17 protein-coding genes are annotated in these 21497 nt (G+C 53.5%); 10 read left to right on the top strand and 7 right to left on the bottom strand.

The features are described 5' to 3' along the window. Positions 1-25 precede the first annotated feature (25 nt). Positions 26-1063: a pseudouridine synthase gene (locus tag Q0Y46_RS11040; RefSeq protein WP_295681292.1), complete on the top strand. Its 1038-nt coding sequence runs from the start codon at positions 26-28 to the stop codon at positions 1061-1063. Positions 1064-1126: 63 nt separating this feature from the next. Here the strand turns inward: Q0Y46_RS11040 and Q0Y46_RS11035 are convergent, their stop codons facing one another. From Q0Y46_RS11035 to Q0Y46_RS11010, 6 genes are all read right to left on the bottom strand, one after another. Continuing rightward, complete coding sequence (locus Q0Y46_RS11035; protein WP_297947380.1) at positions 1127-1972, bottom strand: hypothetical protein; 846 nt, start codon at positions 1970-1972, stop codon at positions 1127-1129. Between the two features lie 20 nt (positions 1973-1992). Next, the gene (locus tag Q0Y46_RS11030; protein WP_297947378.1) at positions 1993-3066 is read right to left on the bottom strand and encodes a hypothetical protein; all 1074 of its coding nucleotides are present in this window, start codon (positions 3064-3066) and stop codon (positions 1993-1995) included. A 24-nt stretch (positions 3067-3090) separates the two neighbouring features. Continuing rightward, a complete protein-coding gene (locus Q0Y46_RS11025; protein WP_297947376.1) occupies positions 3091-4179 on the bottom strand; it encodes a hypothetical protein in 1089 nt (362 codons plus the stop codon). Between the two features lie 14 nt (positions 4180-4193). Continuing rightward, positions 4194-5138, bottom strand: coding sequence for a hypothetical protein (locus Q0Y46_RS11020; protein WP_297947374.1), 945 nt, complete (start codon positions 5136-5138; stop codon positions 4194-4196). Next, positions 5125-5961: a TIGR02147 family protein gene (locus tag Q0Y46_RS11015; RefSeq protein ID WP_295681301.1), complete on the bottom strand. Its 837-nt coding sequence runs from the start codon at positions 5959-5961 to the stop codon at positions 5125-5127. Before Q0Y46_RS11015 ends, Q0Y46_RS11020 begins: the two co-directional genes overlap by 14 nt. 196 nt (positions 5962-6157) lie before the next feature. Next, positions 6158-7471, bottom strand: a complete 1314-nt coding sequence (locus Q0Y46_RS11010) for a GTP-binding protein (RefSeq protein WP_297947371.1) — start codon at positions 7469-7471, stop codon at positions 6158-6160. Positions 7472-7953: 482 nt separating this feature from the next. Between Q0Y46_RS11010 and Q0Y46_RS11005 the strand changes: the two genes are divergently transcribed. The 9 genes from Q0Y46_RS11005 (at position 7954) to Q0Y46_RS10965 (ending at position 20931) form a co-directional block, all read left to right on the top strand. Next, positions 7954-8226 carry a chorismate mutase gene (locus Q0Y46_RS11005; protein ID WP_290960615.1) on the top strand — a complete coding sequence of 91 codons (273 nt, stop codon included), beginning with the start codon at positions 7954-7956 and terminating at the stop codon, positions 8224-8226. Continuing rightward, complete coding sequence (locus Q0Y46_RS11000; RefSeq protein ID WP_297947369.1) at positions 8227-9411, top strand: prephenate dehydrogenase/arogenate dehydrogenase family protein; 1185 nt, start codon at positions 8227-8229, stop codon at positions 9409-9411. Positions 9412-9443: 32 nt separating this feature from the next. Continuing rightward, the gene (locus Q0Y46_RS10995) at positions 9444-10814 is read left to right on the top strand and encodes a 3-phosphoshikimate 1-carboxyvinyltransferase (RefSeq protein WP_297947367.1); all 1371 of its coding nucleotides are present in this window, start codon (positions 9444-9446) and stop codon (positions 10812-10814) included. Next, a complete protein-coding gene (locus Q0Y46_RS10990; RefSeq protein ID WP_297947365.1) occupies positions 10811-11695 on the top strand; it encodes an NAD(+)/NADH kinase in 885 nt (294 codons plus the stop codon). Before Q0Y46_RS10995 ends, Q0Y46_RS10990 begins: the two co-directional genes overlap by 4 nt. A gap of 100 nt (positions 11696-11795) precedes the next feature. Next, complete coding sequence (locus Q0Y46_RS10985; RefSeq protein ID WP_297947362.1) at positions 11796-14645, top strand: TIGR02171 family protein; 2850 nt, start codon at positions 11796-11798, stop codon at positions 14643-14645. A 256-nt stretch (positions 14646-14901) separates the two neighbouring features. Beyond that, a complete protein-coding gene (dapF, locus tag Q0Y46_RS10980) occupies positions 14902-15768 on the top strand; it encodes a diaminopimelate epimerase (RefSeq protein WP_297947360.1) in 867 nt (288 codons plus the stop codon). Between the two features lie 241 nt (positions 15769-16009). After that, on the top strand, positions 16010-17218 hold the full coding sequence (locus Q0Y46_RS10975; RefSeq protein ID WP_297947358.1) for an LL-diaminopimelate aminotransferase: 1209 nt from the start codon (positions 16010-16012) through the stop codon (positions 17216-17218). Positions 17219-17443: 225 nt separating this feature from the next. Next, complete coding sequence (locus Q0Y46_RS10970; RefSeq protein ID WP_297947356.1) at positions 17444-18970, top strand: sigma 54-interacting transcriptional regulator; 1527 nt, start codon at positions 17444-17446, stop codon at positions 18968-18970. Next, positions 18970-20931, top strand: coding sequence for an NAD(+) synthase (locus Q0Y46_RS10965; protein WP_295681318.1), 1962 nt, complete (start codon positions 18970-18972; stop codon positions 20929-20931). Before Q0Y46_RS10970 ends, Q0Y46_RS10965 begins: the two co-directional genes overlap by 1 nt. On the opposite strand, the gene Q0Y46_RS10960 is transcribed toward Q0Y46_RS10965, so the two are convergent. Further along, positions 20928-21497 (bottom strand): manganese efflux pump, encoded by a 570-nt coding sequence (locus tag Q0Y46_RS10960; protein WP_297947353.1) that lies wholly within the window; start codon positions 21495-21497, stop codon positions 20928-20930. The two genes, Q0Y46_RS10965 and Q0Y46_RS10960, sit on opposite strands and share 4 nt — an antisense overlap.

Here is a 21497-nt window from a genome sequence, read left to right as displayed (position 1 = left end):
TGGGTTGCTTTAGGACGATAGGATTATGCAGTACGAGAAAGCCCCATCGGATATGTTCTTCGAAAGCGAAATTCGCCCTGAACAGGACGGACGTTTTTTGCTGGATTCCCTGTGCGAGCGTTTTACCTATCATAGTCGCGAAGACTGGTTTGACCGCCTGACACGCGGGCTCGTGACGCTGAACGGCGAGGTGGCCACAGTAGAGTCCATCGCGCATCGCGGCGACAAAGTGGTCTACCACGTGGAGAATTATACCGAACCTGAGGTCCCGACCCACTTCACGACGGTTTTCGAGGATGACGAGTTTTTGCTGGTGGCAAAACCGGCGGGCGTTCCGGTTCACCATACGGGCCGTATTTTCTACAATACCTTTGCTGCGATTATCCGCAGGGCCTTTGACTGCGAGTCGGCCACCCCGATGCACCGGCTCGACCGCGATACCGGCGGGCTCATGCTATTTGCGAAGGATGCCTCTACGGCGTCCCGTTTCCAAAAGAATCTAGACCGGATTTTGTTGCGCAAGTTCTACTTGGCCGTCGTGCCTGCGGGCTTCCCCGACGGGCCTGTTCCTGAAGAACATTTTTTTGCGAAACTCGGTCGGCGTGTTTCGGTGGATAAGGATGGCGTCGTGGATTGCGAAATGCCGCTGCGCGAAGACCCTACCGACCCGATTCGGCTGCGCATGCACCATTTTTATGACGGCAAGCCTTGCCATACGCGCTTCCGCAAGCTATTCTCGGTAGAACACCCGGACTTGGGAATGCTTGACGTGGTCGAGGCTGAACTTTTGACCGGGCGCAAACACCAGATTCGTGCGCATCTACTGGAATTGGGTTTCCCCATCGTGGGCGACCGCCTTTATAGCCATGGGGGCGTCTATTACGACAAGATGACCCGCGGAGAGCTGACTGAAGAAGATTACCGGGTTTTGGGGGCGCACCACCAGATGCTTTATGCGTACAAAGTGCAGATTTTGCTCCCGTATTGGGACGAACCCCGTGAATTTGAAAATCACGACTTCCCGCCAGACATGGCAAAATTATTAGGAACAAAGCTGAGCTAACAGCAAGTGCAAAGCATTAAAAAAAAGCCCCTGTGCAGGGCCTTTGAAGATTAATGGATTGATTTAGTAGACGGGTGGCGGAACGAATTCGTACTTGCCGTCTCTGCATTGGAATTCACAACCGTCCTTGGTAATCCATGAGTTCTCTCTGTCTTTTTCATCGCAGGCGGTACCGATGATATCATTCGTTCTGCACTCGGCTTTGCTTGTCCCACCGCAATTTTTGCCTGTGCTGCACTCGTAAAGGCTGAAACGGTCCACCCATTTGCCGTCGACGCAGATATAGTTGATGAATCCATTGGTTTCTGCACCGGTGGAGTCCCGTCTGTGGAGATCTCGACTTCCGTCTTCTTCGGAGCAAGGCTCGTTAAGCCACTTGTCGTTGCAGAACTCATCGATGCCGAATTTCGTGCAGAGCTTGTAGTCGTCAAACCCGCACCTTTCTTTGGTGGTGTCGCAGTCTTGGGCCGGCTCCCAGAAACCCTTTGCGCAGAGGTAGGCCTCGTGCGTGAAGCAGTCCACGGCGTGTTGGCCTTCTTGGTTGAAACACCAAGGGTCAGAATCGCTGTCGGCAGGAATGTCGCTCATGTGGATGCACGTTTCGCCGGAGTTTGACGAATTGGGCTTTACTACCGATGACGAACTTTCGACGTTTTCGATGCTGGAACTGGACAACACGATGGACGAGGAACTTGCGGCATCAGACGATGTAATTCCTGCATCGGAAGAATTATCTACTACCGGAGAAGAACTGCTTTCGTAAGGCACGCCACATTCAGGAGTAAGTGCGGTACATGAGGGTGTGTTAGAAATGGGGTTGGAACTCGAGTCATCGCCGCAGGCAATCAGCCCGAATGAGACGATTAGGGTTACGCAATCGAATGTCTTGAACAAAATATTCTTTTTCATGTTTTTATCCTCCATTCGTATTACATTGTCGGGGGTGCCATAAATTCGTACTTGCCGTTCACGCACATAAAGTCACAGTCGTCCTTGTGAATCCACGTGGTGTCCTTGTTCTTGTCATCGCAGGCTGTACCGATAATGTCGCTTTCATAGCAATGCTGGAAACCGCCCGAACCGCAACCCCTGCCTTCGGAGCAGTAATAGTTCATGCGGTTCTCCCATCTTCCGTCTACACACATGTAGTCGATGTTGCTATAGCTCGTGGAATTCTCGTTGTCATATACCCTCAAAGCGCGAGAATCGCCGCCTTGGCAGGGCTCGTTGAGCCAGTCGTCTTTGCAGTATTCCCTGAGGTTAAAATCGTTGCAGAGCTTGTAGTCTGTGAACCCGCATTTTTCCTTGGTTGTATCGCATCCCGTCGCATTGAGCCAGATTCCGCCTGCGCACATCATGTAGAAGTTCTTGGTGCAATCCATCGCGACGTCGAATGCGGTTTCGCAGGGGTGCGGCTTTTTCGTGTCGCCAACGTCGGTAATGTGGCGACAGGTTTCGGTCTGGATATTGGTCCAGCGGCTATCTAGGCAAACATACACATCGTCGGTTTCGCAGTCGGGCTGTGTCGTGCCTTCTTGTTCTGGGGTGCATATCGGAATCTGGTAGGCGATTCCTTCGGCATCTCCAAGGTGCGGCATAGGCACGCACTGTTCTTTGGATCGCGACGAACTTGAATTCGCTGTCGAAGAGGAACTCCCCGTGCAATAGCTCGTATGGCCCATTGCGCATAGTTCTTCGAGCGTATAGCCACATTCCGGTGCCAAGGCATCGCATTGCACTCCAGCGGAGCTAGAATTTTCGTTAACGGTGCCACTGGATGCCGGTTGCTCATTCCCAGATGAAGCCGGTTGTGTGCTTTCGGAACTCGTCGTTTTCGAATCGGAAGAGTGTATCGTTTCGGACGATGCAGGAGTGGTCTCCGAAGTATTTATTTCATTGGAAACAATCGGCCCGCTGGAACTGTCGTCGCCACAAGCGACCAATCCGAACGCAGCAATTAATGTCGCGGCTCCGAACCGCGATAAAAGCATTTTGTTTTTCATTGTGGAACTCCTTTTTTTACTCTTTTATTCGTCGGCCAATTTTGGCACAAACTCGTACACGCCATTGCGGCATTGGTAATCGCAGTCGCCTTGGTGTATCCATTCGTTCGCCGCATCGTTTACGTCGCATGGCGTACGGACGATGGATACGTCTACACAACTGAATGATTGGAAACTGCCACGGTATTTTTCCCATTTGCCTTCGTAGCACATGAATATTGTAAAGTCTCTCGTGCTGTCGGATTTTTCTATGTAACCTTCCACGATGCTGCCTTCGACCAGGCAAGTATCTCCTATGGTGGGGTTGATTTCTTGCCAATACCCTCCGAGCTGGCATTCGTATTCGATGTTTCTTGCGCAATCGATGGTTCTTGTTCCCGCTTCACTTCTATTACAGCGAATGGATTCATATCTATCCCCGGCACCGATAATAACGGTACAGGATTCCGTTTTTTTCATGAGCGTCCAGTAGGATCCGGCGCACACGTACTCGTCGCCGCTTTCGCAGTCTGTCATTGTCCAGGGGGCGTTCGAGTTGCAAATCTTGCGTCCGCATTTCGTGGAATCGTTCTTGCATGGAATCTGTGCGACATTCATGCACTGGGTTTCTTGTGTCAGATACCAGGACTCGTTTTCACACTTGTACACGCCACCAGTCACACAGTCTTCTGCCATCATTCCTTCTTCACGGCATTCGTTGCAGGGCCTATAGGGGAGTGGGCAAAATGGCCCTTCGCAATTTCTGCACATGCTTGAGAAATCCATACATTTTTCCAAGAATCCTGCAGAACTTGAACTTACCGAAGCGGAACTGGACTCGTTGATGGATGAGGAACTTCTGACCAGCGAAGAAGAACTTTTGGTGTCGTCGGAGGAACTTTCGGGCAGTGTCGAGGAACTGCTCTCTATTCCGGCAGAAGAGCTTTCAATCACGGACGAAGACGAAGGGACTGTATCGACAGGCGTAAAGTCGCTAGACGATTTTGCTTCGGGTATATTGTTGGATGCCCCCTCCTGGCAAGAGGCGTTGACCGGTTCGCAGGAGCAATCGCTGTCGCAGGCTGCAAAAAAGACAAGGGTTGAAAGGCTAAGGATAGCGAAAACGGATTTCATGTTGTTTCTCCTCGTTATCTTTCGTTATACCATTCCGCATCCTGTTTCTGGACCGGGCATTTGTCTTCGGGAATATGGGCGTCGAGAGTGATGTGTACGATTTCAGGATGGGACTTGAATTCGCCGCAGTAGCGGAACAGGAACCGGATTCTCTTGTCCTGTGTTGTTTCGGTGCAGTTGCCTGCGGCGATGTCGTACACAATGACGGTATCGCGGGTAACAGCCCCAAGGAAATGCCCGATAGAATGCGAATTGCCCCATGTGTTCTGCATGTAGAGTTTGCAGCTGTCGCTTGCGGTGCCTTTTGCGATGGAATCTATTAAAGCGGCATTTTCCTTGGCGAAGGCGGGGAAGTAATACTCCAAGGCGTATATGTTCTGCTTGACGAATACGGCTGGCCACGGGACGTCGAATTCTGTCGTCTGGGCGGTCGGAGGAGTGCTCTGCGTGTTCGAATCATTGCCTTGTGGGGGCGGGACTGATTTCTCGTAGGCGATTCGGCTCGCAAGAACGCTGTTGTTCAGTTCCGGGTCCACTAATCCGAATTGGGCGATGTAGTATTCAAGCGAGGTGGTGTCCATGGCGGGGGTCTTTTGAGGATCTTCCGATGCGCTGGAATTGAATGCGAAATCGTCAGGATCTTTCGATGAACTTGATTGCGGTTCTGGTTTGGAACTGCTGGAGGAAATCGAAGAACTGGACGGGATTACGGAACTGCTGGATTTCGCGTCCGAAGAAGTTGCGCTGGAAGCTGGAGTCTTGATGGAAGACGACGATTCTGGAACAGACGAACTGGATTCGCTGGAACTGGACGATCTCAGATCGATGTCGTTTTTGGCGAGTTCGTTCGGCTCTTCGGCCGTGCCTGCAAGGCTCGAGGTGTCGGAACAGCCCGTGTAAAAACAGGCCGCAACCATGATTGCAAAAGCGAAAGGAACGGAAGACTTAAGCATTTTCATTTTCGCACTCCTTTACGTTTTTGGTCAGCGGGAACAGTTGTAAATTTAAGCGGTAAACTTGCTCGATGTTCTTGTCTTCGGCGGCGATGGAGATGATTTTTTGGCGGCATTCGTCCAGAACGGTCTCGATTTTGTTGTAGGATTCGCGAGAAAGGCCCATCGTGACTCCGCTGAAGTTGCGCTCGTTCACAGGGAGGTCGATTGCGGGGGTCGCGAGCTTGGACATCATCCGGTGCATTCCGCGGAGCGCAAGGCGCGTGGCATCGGGTGTTCCCTTGATGGATGTTTCGGCCAACACAAAGGCGTTGTTGCCGGATTTTTTCAGGAGCCCTGCTTTCGTAAGGAAATTCAGGCTTTGCTGTACCTCGGCTGCCGAAATGTCGGGGTAGCATTGCTTGGCGATTTCACCGGGGGTGGCTCCCGGCATCAGCGGGGCGAGTTCGCGCACCACCGGGTTTTGCCAGGAATCATAGAATTCGAACAGGTCTCCTTCCATCACGCGCACCTTGTGGACCTTGGCGATGGAAAGCATGCGTTCGTAGGCGGCCTTCTTCTTTTCTTCGGTGGGGGCCTGGCCAAATTCGACCATGGCGCGGAAATATTCCATTTCGAAGCCCACGAGACCCATGGCGCTGCCCGTGCGTTCCACCCCGATGCGGCTCAGCTTGCTTTTGCCTTCGCAGACCACCTTCATGTACGACGACGAGGAGAACCCCGCTATTTTCGAGAATTCACGCCACGAGAACGCGGAGCGATGCTTGCGGTCCTCGTAGTAGTCCAGCATGAACTGGCGAAAATCAGAATATTCAATAATCGGTTTCATCATTCAAAAATGTACATAGATATTTTCAAAAAGTCAATATGTTTATGCAACAAAAATTTAGAAATTTGAGAAAAATCACAATTTTTTAGCCTTGTCTGTGAAAATATTTTCTATATGCAACACTTGGGGCGTATATGCAACAACGCCCCGACTGGGTCGGGGCGCGTCGATGTAGTTTTTGAAGTTTTTTCGAAAATTATTCGCCGAGGCAGGAATCCATCGCGGCGATAATCTTCTTCTTGTCCATGTGCTGGCCGATGAATACGAGGCGGATGATGCGGTCGCCGTACTTATCGTCCCACACTTTTACGAGGTCCGGGTTTTCGCGGAGAATGCGCTTTTGCATTTCTTCGTTTTCGGAAGCGAACCAGGGGCCGAAATTCTGGGCAGAAGCCTGCTTGCCGGCCTGTTCGAACAAGAAACTGTTGTCGCGGTCGTCTTCGAACCACACAAGTCCTTTGGTGCGTATGATGCTTGTGGGGTAGTCGTCCAGCAAAACTTCGAAACGTTCGCGGATGAGCGGGCGGCGGCGTTCGTAAACGAACGTGCTGATGCCATATTCGTCGCCATGCGGATGGTCCTTGTCGTGGTGGTGGCCGCAGTGGCACACGCCGTGTTCATGGTCGCAATGGCTGTGGTCCTCGTGATCATGGTCATGGTGATGATGATGTCCTTCGGTCCCTGAGCTTGTCGAAGGGTCGTCGTGGTCATGATGATGGTGATGCTCGTGCTCGTCGTGGTCATCGTCGTCGTCATCGATGTCTTCGGGAGCCGTTTCCTTCATGAGTTCCTTGGCCCAGGCGGCAGAATTCCCGACCTTTTCGAAGTCGAACTGCTTGGTGTCGAGGATATCCTTCATCTCGACCTTGCCGTAGTTCGTCTCGATCATCTTGGCTTCGGGCTGCAATGCGCGCACCACGGCCTTCACGTGTTCGAGGTCGGTTTTGGACAAACTATCGACCTTGTTCATCACGATGGTGTTGCAGAATTCGATTTGCTGGATGAGGAGGTTCGCGATGTCTTCTTCTTCGAGGTCCTTGTCCAGGAGTTTCTGGCCGCCGGCGAATTCGTCGGCGAGGCGGGCGACGTCCACCACGGAGACGATGTTGTCCAGGTGGCAGGGGAGGGGGCGCCCGTCGCGGCTCCGCAGCTGGCTTCCGGCCATGCAGATGGTCTGGGCGATAGGGATGGGCTCGCAGATGCCGCTCGCTTCGATGAGGATGTAGTCGAACTTGTTCATTTCGAGGAGTTCGGCAATCTGTTCCAGGAGGTCGGTCTTGAGGGAACAGCAGATGCAGCCGTTGGAGAGCGGGACGACCTTGCCGGAATCTTCCTTGGTGATGTTTCCGCCCTTTTCGATGAGCGTCTGGTCGATGTTCACTTCGCCGATATCGTTCACGATGACGGCGACGTGGTAGCCTTGCTGGTTGTTGAGGACGAAATTGAGGAGGGTGGTTTTACCGGCTCCGAGGTAACCGGTGAGCAGTGTAATAGGTACTGACTTTTTCATGCGAGGAAATTTAACTTTTTTGCGAGGAAATTTAACTTTTTTGCGAGGGCTTGATTTGTTTGTTTTGAGAGAACGTGGGTGGGTATTGAGTATTCAGGGCTATTTTTTCTAATGTGTAATTATGAAGATTATGCGGGAGGGGACCCAGCTCGGAGTTGCGAAGGCCGCACGGTCCCCTCCCTGCACCCTCCCCTTCCTGGCGCAAACGCCAACCTTACGGTTCGGCCATAGCCATACAAGTATGGCTGCGGCGCTCACCTTAAAAGGTTGTGGCCGACGCTCCATTCTCAAGACGCTATCCCGTTATCATTATACCTAATCAGATATCTCACGATGTATAAGGTTAAGCTAGGCTGTTTTGCTTGCCGCTGCGACGCTCACTTGCTCACTTTAGCGAAGGCCGCACGGTCCCCTCCCGCATTTTAAAAAATTTTCCTTATGCTTTATAAAAGCATTTTCTGTTTTTTTCTACATTCGGGGGTATGGATATTAATGACTGGCGCGCGAAGATTGACGGGTTGACCGACGAACTGATTGCCCTCCTGAACAAGCGGGCGTCCTATGCCGAAGAGATTGGTAAAATAAAAAAGCGGCAGGGGCTCCCGGTTTTCGATGCTTCGAGGGAACAGGGCGTATTGGATGCTGTGGCAGAAAAGGCCCGCCTGGCTCATGAGTCGGGTGCTCCGCTCACTCCGGACTCGATAAAGAGAATTTTCGGAGTCATCATGGAAGAAACCCGCAAGGTGGAGGAATAGATGGCAGAAGGTCTTGCTACTCGGCTTTCGTCGGGGCGCATTGCCCTGGTCGGTTTCGGCCTGTTGGCCGGTTCCATCGCATCGGCTATCAAGCAGGCCGGTTTGCCCACGAAGATTCGTGCGGTGAGTTCTCCTTCGACTTTGAAGTGCGCCCAGGATCTCGGCTTGGTGGACGAATGTTTCGAATACGGCCAGGTAGAGGAGTGGGCCAAGGATTGCGACCTGATTTTGCTCTGTGCTCCGATTCTCCATATCCTCAAGACGCTTGATGCGCTGGGCCATGTTTCGTGGGCCGGTAACGAGAGCGCGAAGCCGTGCCTGGTGAGCGACATTGGCAGCACCAAGGTACAGATTTGCAAGGCCGGTGCAAGGCTCCCGCGGCCATTCCGCTTTGTGGGTAGCCACCCGATGGCCGGTTCCGAGAAGAGGACTTGCGAGTTCAGTGACCCGGCGATTTACGAGAATGCTTATTGGTTCGTCTGCCCGCCAGAAGGGACGGACGAATCGGTTTATGCTCCGCTCTTGGAGTTGGTGCGCTTTTTGGGAGCCAACGCGGTCGTGTTCCCTCCGGAACATCACGACCGGACCATGGCCTGGGTAAGCCACATGCCGCAGATGCTGAGTTCTACGCTTGCTGCGGGGCTGCCGGAGCGCCTGCTTAAGCATAATTACCAGCACTATGCGGGGCGTGCCTTCCGCGACATGACCCGCATTGCCGCGAGCGGTTGGGGAATGTGGCACGACATTGCTGTCACGAACCGCGATGAGACCGTGCTTGCCCTGCGCGAAGTCCGCGAAGGCTTGGACAAGACTATCGAGGCGATGAATTCGCTTGCTGTGGTGGACGGCGCAAAGCCGCTTGCCGAGGGCGAGAACGACCATTCTGAGGCGTTGGCCCGTATTTTCAAGGCCGGCAACGACGGGAGGGCGAGCTTGTTTGTCCCGGGCAGGAACGCCGCCGCGTCTTTTTCCGAAATTACCGTGCAGCTCAAGGACAAGCCGGGTGCGCTCCTCAGCGTAATGCAGCCGCTCGCCCAAGAAGGTTTGAATATCCGCGACATCGAACTGATGAAGGTGCGCGAAAATGTGGCTGGGACTTTGTTGCTCGCGTTCAAGACTCCCGAAGAGGCTGCCCGTGCCGTTAACGTGCTCCGCTACCTCGAGTACGAAGTCAAGGAACGTTAGTTTTCAATTTATTTGTAAAGAGATTGTTTGAAATGGATTTGTTGATTAACCCGGACCGCGAACGCACAAAACTAGCTCTCCTCATGGCGCTGCTCGTGAATGGGCGCACCGTCTTCGAGGATTTCGCCTGGGCAACGGGTGCCGAGCGCTTTGCCGCTACATTGAAGGAATTCGGTCTCGAGTACGAACAGCAGGGGCACCAATTGGTTGTGTCGGGAAAGGGGTTCCAGTATTCCGTGCCGACGCTGCTCCCGATTGATTTCCCGGAATACGAAAGCGTGCTTCTGTGGACGCTTGCAAGCAAGTCCTGCGATACGGTTTATACTTTCGCTGCCGATGGTGACGAAGCGGGCATTGCGTCCGTGAATGCCGCCAAGGCTTTGCTCCTGAAATATTTCAAGGTGAATGTGCAGGCCGACGAACCGGCCAGGTTCGCCTTTTGTTTCGACATGGCGGAACCGCCTATCCGCAAGGATTCTTTGGGCAACGTTCCTTACATCATGCGAAACCGCCTGCTTTTGCGCACGCTTGTCCGTAGCGAATACCTCGCATTCGAAGAAGCTTCCGTGGTGCGCGACCAGTTGACACGTATGCTCCAGTACTTCGGCGTAGCGCTCAAGTACGAAGGCCGTGGCATGGAACAGCTGAGCGAATTTGAACGCCGTTTGATGATGGCCCAAGGGAAAAAGATTGAACGCACTCAGGCAACGGAACTTTCGGAGACGAAGGTGATTACCGCCCGCGATTATTACATTCCCGGCGATTCGACAGAAGCATTTGCGATTGCCTTGCTCGTGACGGTCGGCGGCGTCCATAAAGATACGGTCGTGAAGGTCAAGAATGTCGACCTGAACGGCGGACGTGCAGGGGCGTTCGGTTGCCTCAAGCGCATGGGAGCCAATATCGAGACGGTCTCTCGCCGCGAAAAGTTCGGTGACGTGTTCGGGGATTTGGAAATCCGCCCGCTCGCTGCAGGCAAACGCTTGCAAGGCCGCCGCTTTTCCGAAGAAATTATTTCGACATCGCTTGAGGAGTACGCGTTGCTCTCGGTGGCGGCCTGTTTTGCGGGTGGCGAGACGATTCTCCGTTTGCCCAAGGAAGTGCGCGAGCAAATCCGGCCGGTAAACGAGTTCTTGGCCGAGAACCTGCGCAAGACAGGCGTCGAAGTTGGTGTTTACGACGACGGCATTGTCATTCGCGGCATGGAAAATATCGTCAACGGTAGCGATTTCGATGGCGGCGAGTGGCCGCAGGTCGGCCTCGCGCTTACGGTGCTTTCGCTGGCTATCCAGAACGATGAACCTGTCGGTCATGTCGAGGTTGTGGAACAGTGCTTCCCGGGAATTGTCGACAAACTCAAGAGTGTGCTGGTCCAGGAAAATTCTGAAAAGGAGGGCGCATGAAAACTCCGTTCAAAAGGATAGGCATTGTCGGATTCAAAGACAAGAGTGCGGATCTTGTCCTTGCTCTGGAACAGGTTTGTGCCTGGGCGAAGGAGCATCCTGAAATAAAATTCTGCGCCATCAATACGCTTGGGGCCCTCATCAAGAAGCCGATTGTCGCGGTCAAGCAGGCCGAGCTCCACAAGATGGACATGCTCCTTGCCATTGGCGGCGACGGCACGGTGCTTTCGGCGGCGCATATCGCGCTCGGCCACAATACGCCCATTCTCGGCGTGAACGTAGGTCGCGTCGGGTTCTTGGCTGAATCCCGCGTGGAAGGCCTCACGAAAACGCTTGACGATTTGCTGGCCGGGGATTTTTCGACCCGCGAACGCATGATGATCGATGTCGCTGTCTATCGCGGCAAGAAGTGCATTGCCCGGCAGACGGTTTTGAACGAACTCCACATCCGCCCGCACATGCCCGAACGCATGGTGAACGTGAACGTGGCTTACAACGGCACCCAACTTACCGAGTACTGGGCCGATTCCCTGCTGATTTCGACTCCGACCGGCTCGACGGCCTATAATCTGGCTGCGGGCGGACCGATTATCCATCCGAATACTCCTGCCGTGGTGCTGACCCCTGTTGCCCCGAGCAGTCTTTCGGTGCGCCCCCTCGTGCTTTCGCTGACCGATAAGAAGATGCAAATCAAGTCGGCCGTAGACGGCTCGCTGGACCTCGTCTTTGATGGGCGTAGCTTTGTCGAGATGAAACAAGGTGAACATGTGACTTTGAGCGAGAGTGCCTCTGTGACGACGTTCATCCGCATGCGCCATACGGGATTCGTGGGTGCTCTCCGCGAAAAACTCGGATGGACAGGTAAACCGAGACTTGCCTAATCCCCCTATTTACACTATATTGTAAAAAAAATATATTTCAAAAGTTTTGGGGCCCAGCCGGGGGTAGATGGTAGGTCGCCTTTTCATATTGCTGATCGCTATGGCGATAGCTTCTTGTTCTTCCGAGGATGAGAGCGGCACGGCTGTTCCCGTGGAATTCGTCGAATCAAGTTCATCCAGCCTGGATTTTGTTTTTTCTTCGTCCTCTATTGAATGGGGCCAGCCTTCTTCTTCGGCGGTCGAGGCCGTGAACGTGCTGCGTTCGGAGATGGTAAAAATGGCGTCGAATGGCGCGGTGGTCGTGCTGGGGACGAATCTGCCTGCGGCGAAGAAATCGGAACAGCCTCAAATGAGCGTTGGTTTCTCGTACGATTTTTCGATGGGCCGGCACGAGGTGACCTGCGGGGAATACAACTCGTTTGTCGATTTCATGGATGTTGGAAATGGCCGGATTGCCAGGCTGCCTTGCGAAAACGACTCGATCCCTGCCAACAATGTGACCTATTATGACGTGGTCTTGTTTGCCAATGCCCGGAGCCGCCTGGAAGGTTTCGACACGGCTTATACCTACAAGGGGGCCGTCTACGATAATGGTGGACATTGCGTTGGCCTGGAAAAACTGGCGTTTCGCCCGGAGGTGGTGGGATACCGCTTGCCGACCGAGGCGGAATGGGTGTTCGCCGCCCAGAATAATTGGGATTCCGGCAAGGGGTGGAATTCTGGCAATTCGGAATACGGTGTGCACAACGTCTGCACGGCGCAAGATGTTGCCGGAGAGATCCCGTCGATGTCCCTGTGCGATATGGCCGGGAATGTCATGGAGTGGACGAACGATTGGCTCGGGTCTTTCTGCGATACGGTGCTCGTGAACTATGTCGGCGGGTCTGACGGGGGCGGCCTTGCCGAGAGAGTCCTGAAGGGGGGCAGTTTCCGCAATGCGGCTGAGTCCATGTCCTTGTACAGCCGTGGCGATGTCTATACGGTGACTTCGTCGACGCGTGCGGACTATGTGGGGTTCCGCCTTGCTCTTGGAGCCATTCCGAATGCAGTCCGGATGAACAAGAATGAGAAAAACAGCACGAAGAATGTTTCCGTGATCGCGAATTCGTTCGCGGTACAGAATCTTACTGGCGCTTACGAGGTGAAGCTCGTATTCCGGAATGACCTGACGGGAAATTTGGCCTTTATCGACTATTTTGATGGGTCTAAAGTGGAAGTCGTTGAAATCCTCGATACCATCGACTCCTACCATCCTGAAATTTCGCCCGACGGGAAAAAGGTCGCCTTTTGTACTCGGCCGGAGGGCGTTGGAGGAAAGTCCGAACTGTACGTCCGCAACCTGAGCGCATCCGGGAGCAACCTTGTCAAGTTGAACGTCGAGTCGGCGGCTATCCCGCGCTGGAGGGTCACTCCGGAAGGCGATACTGTAATCGTCTACGTGACCGATGCCGGAAACAACAGGAATGACGCTGAGTTCCTGGCCCGCAGTACGTGGCAGGTCCCGTTCACGAACGGTCAGTTCGGGATCCCGGTCAAGCTTTACGACGGAAATTTCCATGGCGGGGTGAGCGAGGACGGCCTGCTTGCCGTGACGGGTTCTCAGCTTCTCCGGGCGCATGTGGTCGGAGCGGAGGCGGCTGCCGATTTCGTGTGGTACAATGGGGAGCAGGCTTGCAACGTGAGCCTTTCCAAGGACGGGACAAAGCGCACGCTCTTCCTTGACTTTGGCGGGAAAACGGGGCAGGGAATCGTGGGGCATCGCTACGGGTCGCATGAGCAGCTCCTTGTGGCCGACGCCTCGGGGAATATCATACAAATGCTTCCGGCTCCGATAGGCTTTTCCTTTGACCATACCGAGTGGACGTACATCCCTCATTCCTCAATCACGTCTTCGGGTCTTGTGGCTGCATCCTTGGTCAATGCCGATGGAGCGCATGAGAAGCTGGTGCTGGTCAGCCTTGCGGACGGCCATCTGACGGAACTTGTCGATGGCGATGAACTTTGGCACCCCAACTTGTGGGTTCGTCCGGTATCGCTTCCGGACCCGTCGCTGATGTCCTTGGACAGTGCCGGAGTCTATCTGCTTCCGTTCTATTCTAGGGAGGGGGAGATATACAGGCTGAAAATGGAAATCTTCTGGAAGTACATCGGTACGTCGCAGGTGATCGTCTATGGAAGTTCCCGCGTGGAACAGGGTGTGGATCCCGATGTCAGCCCTGAATGGAACATGCTTAACTTGGGTGTCATGGGCGTTGACGTGAACCGCGAACTGTATTTTGCCAGGAATTACGGGATGAACCATTCGGGTAATTTGAAGGCGATGGCTTTGTCGTTGGATTTTGATAATTGGCGCCCGGAAGTGAATAACTTGGACAATGTAATCATCTATCCCGGCTATACCTACGATAGAAATCATGATTTCTGGAAGACCGGTATCCCTCCCGACTTGCCGGAGAGGGTGGAATACTCCTATGCCCCGAGTGCCGAGATAAGGAACTTGTTCTCCAAGAGTGGAGCGGCGCTCGTTGCGTCCGGGTCCTGGAAAAAGGACGGCGTCGAGGTGCTGGGGGATTCCATGGTTACCCCGGAGCGCATGGCTTATATCAATACGGCGATAGACGATATCATCCGCCTGGCAGATGAATGCGCGCAGAGACAAATTCACTTTATCGGGATTATATTCCCGCAGTCTCCGCAATACCGCAAGACGGGGAGTTTCGGTCTGTATGGAATTCAGCGTTCCGTGGCCGAAACGATAATTCAAAGATTTGATTCCCTTGCGCTGGTAAACCCCTATTTCCATCTGATGGACGAGAACAAGATGGGGGCGCATGACTATTCCGACAAGGAGGCCGCCAACCGGGACCATTTAAGCAAGGCCGGAGCGAACAAGTTGACCCGGCGGCTCGATTCGTTGTTGAAAACGCTTGACTTTAGTAAAGGTTTGTAAAAGCGGATTCTTGTAAATACTGCTTTTCCAATTTACGGAAATCGATTTGTTATAAAGGTCCATGTCCAGGGTGATTTGTTTTACAGTTTATGTAAAAGAAAGGATATTGTTTTACATAAATTGTAAATGATAGCGGCCTCTATTTTTACAAAATGGCCGTTTTTAGCGCTATTTAGCTGGTTTAACATTTTTTGTAAAGTTGGCATGTTCTTTGCTAATTGCCTAACAAAATTAAGCGTAGCGAGAAAAAATGCCTATGAAATTTTCAAAATGGACCGGGTTAGGTAACGATTTCGTGCTCCTGGAACCGGGGCAAACTCCTGATTTCGGCAAAGGTTTTACAGAAAACGTCATTCGGCTCTGTGACCGCCGTTTCGGCATCGGCGCCGATGGAGTCGTCATCGTGACTCCGATGGATGGCGAGGGCTGCTTAGTCATTGACAAGGCTGGTGTGGGTCCCGCGTCTAAGACGGTTGCGAACGGCATCGATTTCGAGATGCGCATCTTCAATGCGGATGGTTCAGAAGCGGCCATGTGCGGGAATGCGACTCGCTGCGTAGCCAAGTTCATTGTCAGCCGCGGGCTTGCGAAATCAAGCGATACAAAAGAATTTCACTTGCACACCAAGAGCGGGCTGGTGAAGCCTGCACTTTTGGACGATGGGCGCGTGTGCGTCAACATGGGAGAACCGAGGAATTTCTTGGGCTCCATCAAGCTCACCGCCGACAGCTACGACTTTACCGCCGAGACGGTCTCGATGGGCAACCCGCATGCGGTCATCTTCGTCGACGACATCGAGAAGATCCAGCTGGAAAAGTGGGGGAGCATCCTGGAGGTCGACAAGCAGTTCCCCGACAGGTGCAATATTGAATTTGCGCAGGTGGTGGCGCCCACCCAGATCCGCATGCGGGTCTGGGAACGGGGTTGCGGCGTCACCATGGCCTGCGGCACTGGTAGCTGCGCAACCCTCGTTGCGGCCCAGCGCACGGGCCGCGTGGGCGCCGAGGCCGACATCGTACTGGACGGAGGAACGCTCCACATCAAGCACGAAGAAGACGGCCCCGTCCTCATGACCGGCCCCGCACAAGAAGTTTTCAAAGGAGAAATTGTAATGAGAGGCTAGAGAATAGAGGCTACCTTTGACCACTTAGTGCTTTAGCACTTATGTGGGCATGGCCACCTTTAGGTGGGAGACTAGAGAATAAGAATCACGCACTTTGTGCGTCAATAAAAGACGGCGAAGCCGTGATATTTCTCCCTAGATCCTATCCCCTAGATCCTAGCCCCTAGATTCTAACCCCTAACCCCTAACCACCAACCATTAACCCCCTAGATTCTAGTCTCTAGATCCTATCCCCTAACTTATGAACGAATCCTACATCAACTCCTTCTACGACCGCCTGCCTGGCAGCTACCTTTTCTCCACCATCGCCCATAAAATCAAGGAATACCAGGGCGTGCATCCCGAGGCCGACATCATCCGCCTGGGTATCGGTGACGTGACGACTCCGCTTATCCCCGAAGTCATCAGCGCCATGCACAAGGCTGTCGACGAGATGGCCGTCAAGGACACCTTCCGCGGCTATGGCCCCGAACAGGGCTATGACTTTTTGCGCGAGGCCATCGTCCGTGGGGAATATACCGCCCGCGGTATCGAAATGGACCCGAACGACATCTTCGTGAGTGATGGTTCCAAGTGCGATGTGGCCAACATCCAGGAGCTCTTTTCAGAAAATGTAAAGATTGCCATTCCGGACCCGGTTTATCCGGTCTATTTGGATTCCAACGTGATGGCAGGCCGTACCGGAACGCTCCAGGCCGACGGCCATTTCTCCGAGGTGACCTACCTTGCTTCAACTGCCGAGAACAATTTCCAGCCGGACTTGCCCAAGAATCCGGTGCAGCTCATTTACCTGTGCAGCCCGAACAACCCGACGGGTACGGTTCTCAGTCGCGAGACTTTACAGAAATTTGTCGACTTTGCGAACGAGACGGGTGCGTTGATTCTGTTTGACGGCGCCTACAACTGCTATATCCAGGACGAAACGCTGCCGCATTCCATTTTCGAGATTCCGGGAGCGCGTACTTGCGCCATCGAATTCCGCAGCTTCAGCAAGACGGCCGGCTTCACAGGCGTGCGCTGCGCCTATACGGTCATCCCGCACGAACTTTCGAAGCTCCATGCCATGTGGAACCGCCGCCAGTGTACCAAGTTCAATGGCGTGAACTACGTGACGCAGCGAGCCGCCGAAGCGATTTATTCTCCGATCGGTTGGCAGCAAACCAAGGACGTCATTGCCGGTTACATGCGCACCGCGAAAGTCATTCGCCAGGAACTCACGGCTGCGGGCTACACGGTGTTCGGCGGCGAACATGCCCCGTACATCTGGTGGAAAATCGCTGATGGCGAAAAGTCCTTCGACTTCTTCGACCGCTTGCTCTCCACGTGCGAGGTGGTGGGCACCCCGGGCAGTGGATTTGGCCCCTGTGGCGAAGGATATTTCCGCCTGACCGCCTTCGGTGACTATGAACGCACGAAAAATGCACTCCAGCGAATCAAGGAGAAATTGTAAAAAGAGGCTAGAGAATAGAGACTTGAGGCTAGTGAATAAGATTCACGCACTTCGTGCGTTAGTAACAGACGGCGGAGCCGTGAAATTTCTCCCTAACCCCTAGTCCCTAGATTCTAGCCTCTAGATCCTAGCCCCTAGATCCTAGCCCCTAGATCCTAGCCCCTAGATTCTAACCTTTAGATCCTAACCCCTAAATCCCAACCCCTATCTCCTATTTACTATCTTATGTCCATGCCTTCTCCTGTAAGATCCGAAATTTCGGTGGTCCAGAAAATCAGCGTCGCGATTATCCACGAACGTAATGTGGAGAAATTGCTTGAAAACGTATTGGGCATTCTGGAATCCGAACTTGGCATGTTGCGCGGCACTTTTGCGCTGCTCTTTGGCGATACTCTTAAAATCGAGGCGTCACGCGGGCTTGACGAATCTGAAAAACAGCGTGGTTCCTATCGCATGGGCGAAGGCATTACGGGGCATGTGGCCGAACGTGGCATTAGCCATGTGATTCCTGATTTGCGCAAAGATTCCAGGTTCCTGAACCGCACGGGGAGCCGCCATTACGAATCTCAAGTCGCTTTTATTTGTGTGCCGTTGATTCACGACGGCCAGGTGATCGGTACGCTCTCGATTGACCGCCCCGTAGACGGGACGACGGATTTGGACCGCGATGTCGCCTTGCTCGAAATCATCGCCAATATCACGGGCGATGCAGCGAACGAATGTATTGAACTGCATAACGAACGCGAGGCTATGCTCGAAGAGAACCGCAAACTCCGCGATATGCTTTCGAACAACCCGGGCGAACTTGTGGGCAACTGCCGCGAGATGCAGATTGTTTACGAACAGGTGCGCCAGGTGGCCCCGAGCGATGCGACCGTCCTCATTCGCGGCGGTAGCGGTACGGGTAAAGAGATGATTGCCCGCGCCATTGTGAATTTGTCGGCAAGGAAGGACAAGCCGTTCATTACGCTCAACTGTGCGGCTCTCCCCGAAAACTTGGTGGAAAGCGAGCTTTTCGGCCATGAGAAGGGCGCCTTTACGGGTGCGGTGAACCGCCGTATCGGCCGTGCCGAAGCGGCCAACGGGGGCACGCTCTTCCTCGACGAAATTGGCGACCTGACGATGCAAACGCAGGTCAAGTTGTTGCGCTTCTTGCAAGAACGCACTTTCAGTCGCGTGGGCAGCAACGAGGAATTGCATTCCGACGTGCGTTTTTTGGCGGCCACAAGCCGCAACTTGGAAGAATTGATTGCGCAGGGCAAGTTCCGCGAAGACCTTTTCTACCGCTTGAACATTTTCCCGATTGCCATGCCCGACTTGGCGAAGCGCAAATCCGACATCATCTTGCTTGCGGAACACTTCATCGAAAAGATGAATTTGCGTTACAACAAGAAGGTGCAACGCCTTTCGACGACGGCCATCAACTTGCTCATGAGCTACCATTGGCCGGGCAACGTGCGCGAACTTGAAAACTGCATGGAACGTGCGGTGCTCACGGCAACCGACGACTGTGTTCACAGTTATAACTTGCCTCCGTCGTTGCAGACTAGCTTGAGTACGGGCCAGGCGGGTTCGCACAATACGAAGGTGGCTCCGCTTGAGGTGATGTTGAACAATTACGAACGTGAAATCATCACCGAAGCCATCAAACGCAATAACGGTAACCTTTCTGCCGCAGGCCGCGATTTGGGCGTGTCCCCGCGCATGATGAACTACCGCATGAACAAGCTCGGAATCAAGTCAGGCCACTAGTGTTTGGTTTTTATCGCTTTGCGTCGGTTTGCCCGACGTTAAAAATCGCCAATATCGCCTATAATACGGACGAAATTATCCGATGCGCCACCGAGGCTGTCAAGAATAGTGCCTGTTTTGTGGTGTTCCCGGAACTATGCATCACGGGTTACACTTGTAGTGACCTTTTCCACCAGGAACTGCTGCTCCAGAAGAGTCTGGAAGCTTTGCAGAAAATTGCCAATGCCTTTGCCGATAGCGATGTCGTAATCGCGGTGGGGCTCCCGCTCCGCATGTTCGGTGGCCTTTACAACTGCGGCGCCTTCTTGCAGAAGGGTAAACTCGTTGCAGTAACGCCCAAGATCCACTTGCCGAACCAGCGCGAGTTCTACGAAAAGCGCCATTTCTCGAGTGGCCGCGACTTGCTGCGTGGGGGAGTAGGCGGCAGTGCGCTCCGTTGCCATCTGGATTGCTTTGGCTATGTGCCGGTGACGAACTTCTTTACGGTAAAGGGGAATGGTTCCGAAATCCGCGTGGGCGTAGAACTCTGCGAAGATTTGTGGACGGCAGTCCCTCCGAGCGGAGAACTGGCCTTGGCGGGAGCGAACGTGATTGTGAATTTGTCTGCAAGCGATGCGCTGGTGGGCAAACGCGATTACCGCCGTAACTTGGTGATGAGCCAGTCGGCGCGTTGCATGGCCGCTTACGTTTACGCTTCTGCCGGTGTCTATGAATCCACGACAGACATGGTCTTTAGCGGGCACCTGATGATTGCCGAGAACGGGACGATGATTGCCGAAAACAAGCCGTTCTGCCGTGAATCCGCAATCATCTACGCCGATGTGGATGTGGAACGCATGAACATGCTGCGCTTGAGCGAAGGCTCGTTCCAGGATTTCGATGGCCGGAGTGTGTATGCGCGGGCGGCGAGTTTCGAGGGGATTCGTTCGACGGATTCCCTCAAGTACCGTTTTGTGTCGCCGACGCCGTTTGTGCCTGCATCTATCGAAACTCGCGACAAGTCCTGCACCGAGATATTCAATATCCAGTGCGCAGGACTTGCAAAGCGACTCGAAGAGTCGCTTTCTGCCCGCGCTGTCATCGGGCTTTCGGGCGGTCTCGATTCAACGCTTGCATTGCTCGTCGTTGCAGAAACGTTCAAGCTTTTAAAGCGCCCCGCCAATCAAATTCTCGCACTGACGATGCCCGGATTTGGCACGACGAAACGCACTCATGACAATGCGGCCTCCCTTGCGAAACTTTTGGGCGTAGAACTCAGGACCGTCGACATCCGTAAGGCTTGCTTGCAACACTTTACCGACATCGGCCATGATCCAGAAAAACTGGATGTGACCTACGAGAATGTACAGGCCCGCGAACGCACACAAATCTTGATGGATATTGCAAACAGCGAACACGGAATCGTCATTGGTACGGGCGACCTTTCTGAAATTGCACTCGGCTGGAGCACTTACAATGCCGATCACATGTCGATGTATGCCGTGAATTGCGATATTCCGAAAACGCTCGTGCGCCATGCCGTGAACTGGTATGCGGACCATGCCCGGAAATTCTCTGCCGACGAAGAAAAGGCCGCAGAACTTGCATCGGTGTTGCGCGATATCCTCGATACGCCGGTTTCGCCGGAACTTTTGCCCGCCGATTCTCACGGGCAGATTGCCCAGAAAACCGAAAGCATCTTGGGCGCTTACGAAATCCACGATTTTTATCTATACCATTTTGCAAAGTACGGTGCGCCGCCGCAAAAACTTTTGTTCCTCGCAAATTACGCCTTTGCGGGCAAATACACCGAAGAGGAATTGCAGAAAGCTCTCAAGGTTTTCGTGCGTCGTTTCTTTACGCAGCAGTTCAAGCGCAGTTGCATTCCCGATGGCCCGAAGGTCGGTACGATTTCGCTCTCGCCCCGCGCCGATTGGCGCATGCCCAGCGATGCGAGCTACAGCGACTGGATAGAAGCCTAACCGGCAACCACCAATTTTATACCGATTGCAATAAGAATAATCCCGGCGATAATCTCCGGGATTTTTGTCTTGAATTTTTTTGCGGCATGGCGGCCAGCTTCGTAACCGATGACTCCCATGGCAAAGCTTGCTAACGCGATAGCCGATGTGGCAAAGACCATGTTTGCATTCACAAAGGCGAACGAAATGCCTACAGCAAAAGCGTCGATGCTTGTGGCCACAGAAAGGAGAAGAATATTTGTAATCGAGAGGTTCTTCGCAGCGATTTTTTCACCTTCTTCTTCGCCGGTATCTCCGCGGACGGCTCCCCAGATCATGCGCGCCCCTAAAATGCAGAGGATGGTGCAGGCGATGGGAGTCCCGATGGCGTTGAACCAGCGTTCAGCAAAGCTGCCGAGAAAATACCCGAGGAGTGTCATCACGCCTTGGAAAACGCCGAAACTGACCGCTTGGAGCATGGCCCGGCTGTAAGGAATGCCCGACTTGGAAAGCCCCGTGGCGATGGCGACTGCGAAACAGTCCATCGCTTCGACAATTGCGATGATGATGATTTCTACGATTCCCAT

Source organism: uncultured Fibrobacter sp. (assembly GCF_947305105.1).
GTDB lineage: Bacteria > Fibrobacterota > Fibrobacteria > Fibrobacterales > Fibrobacteraceae > Fibrobacter.
This window is presented reverse-complemented; position numbering and strand designations above follow the sequence as displayed.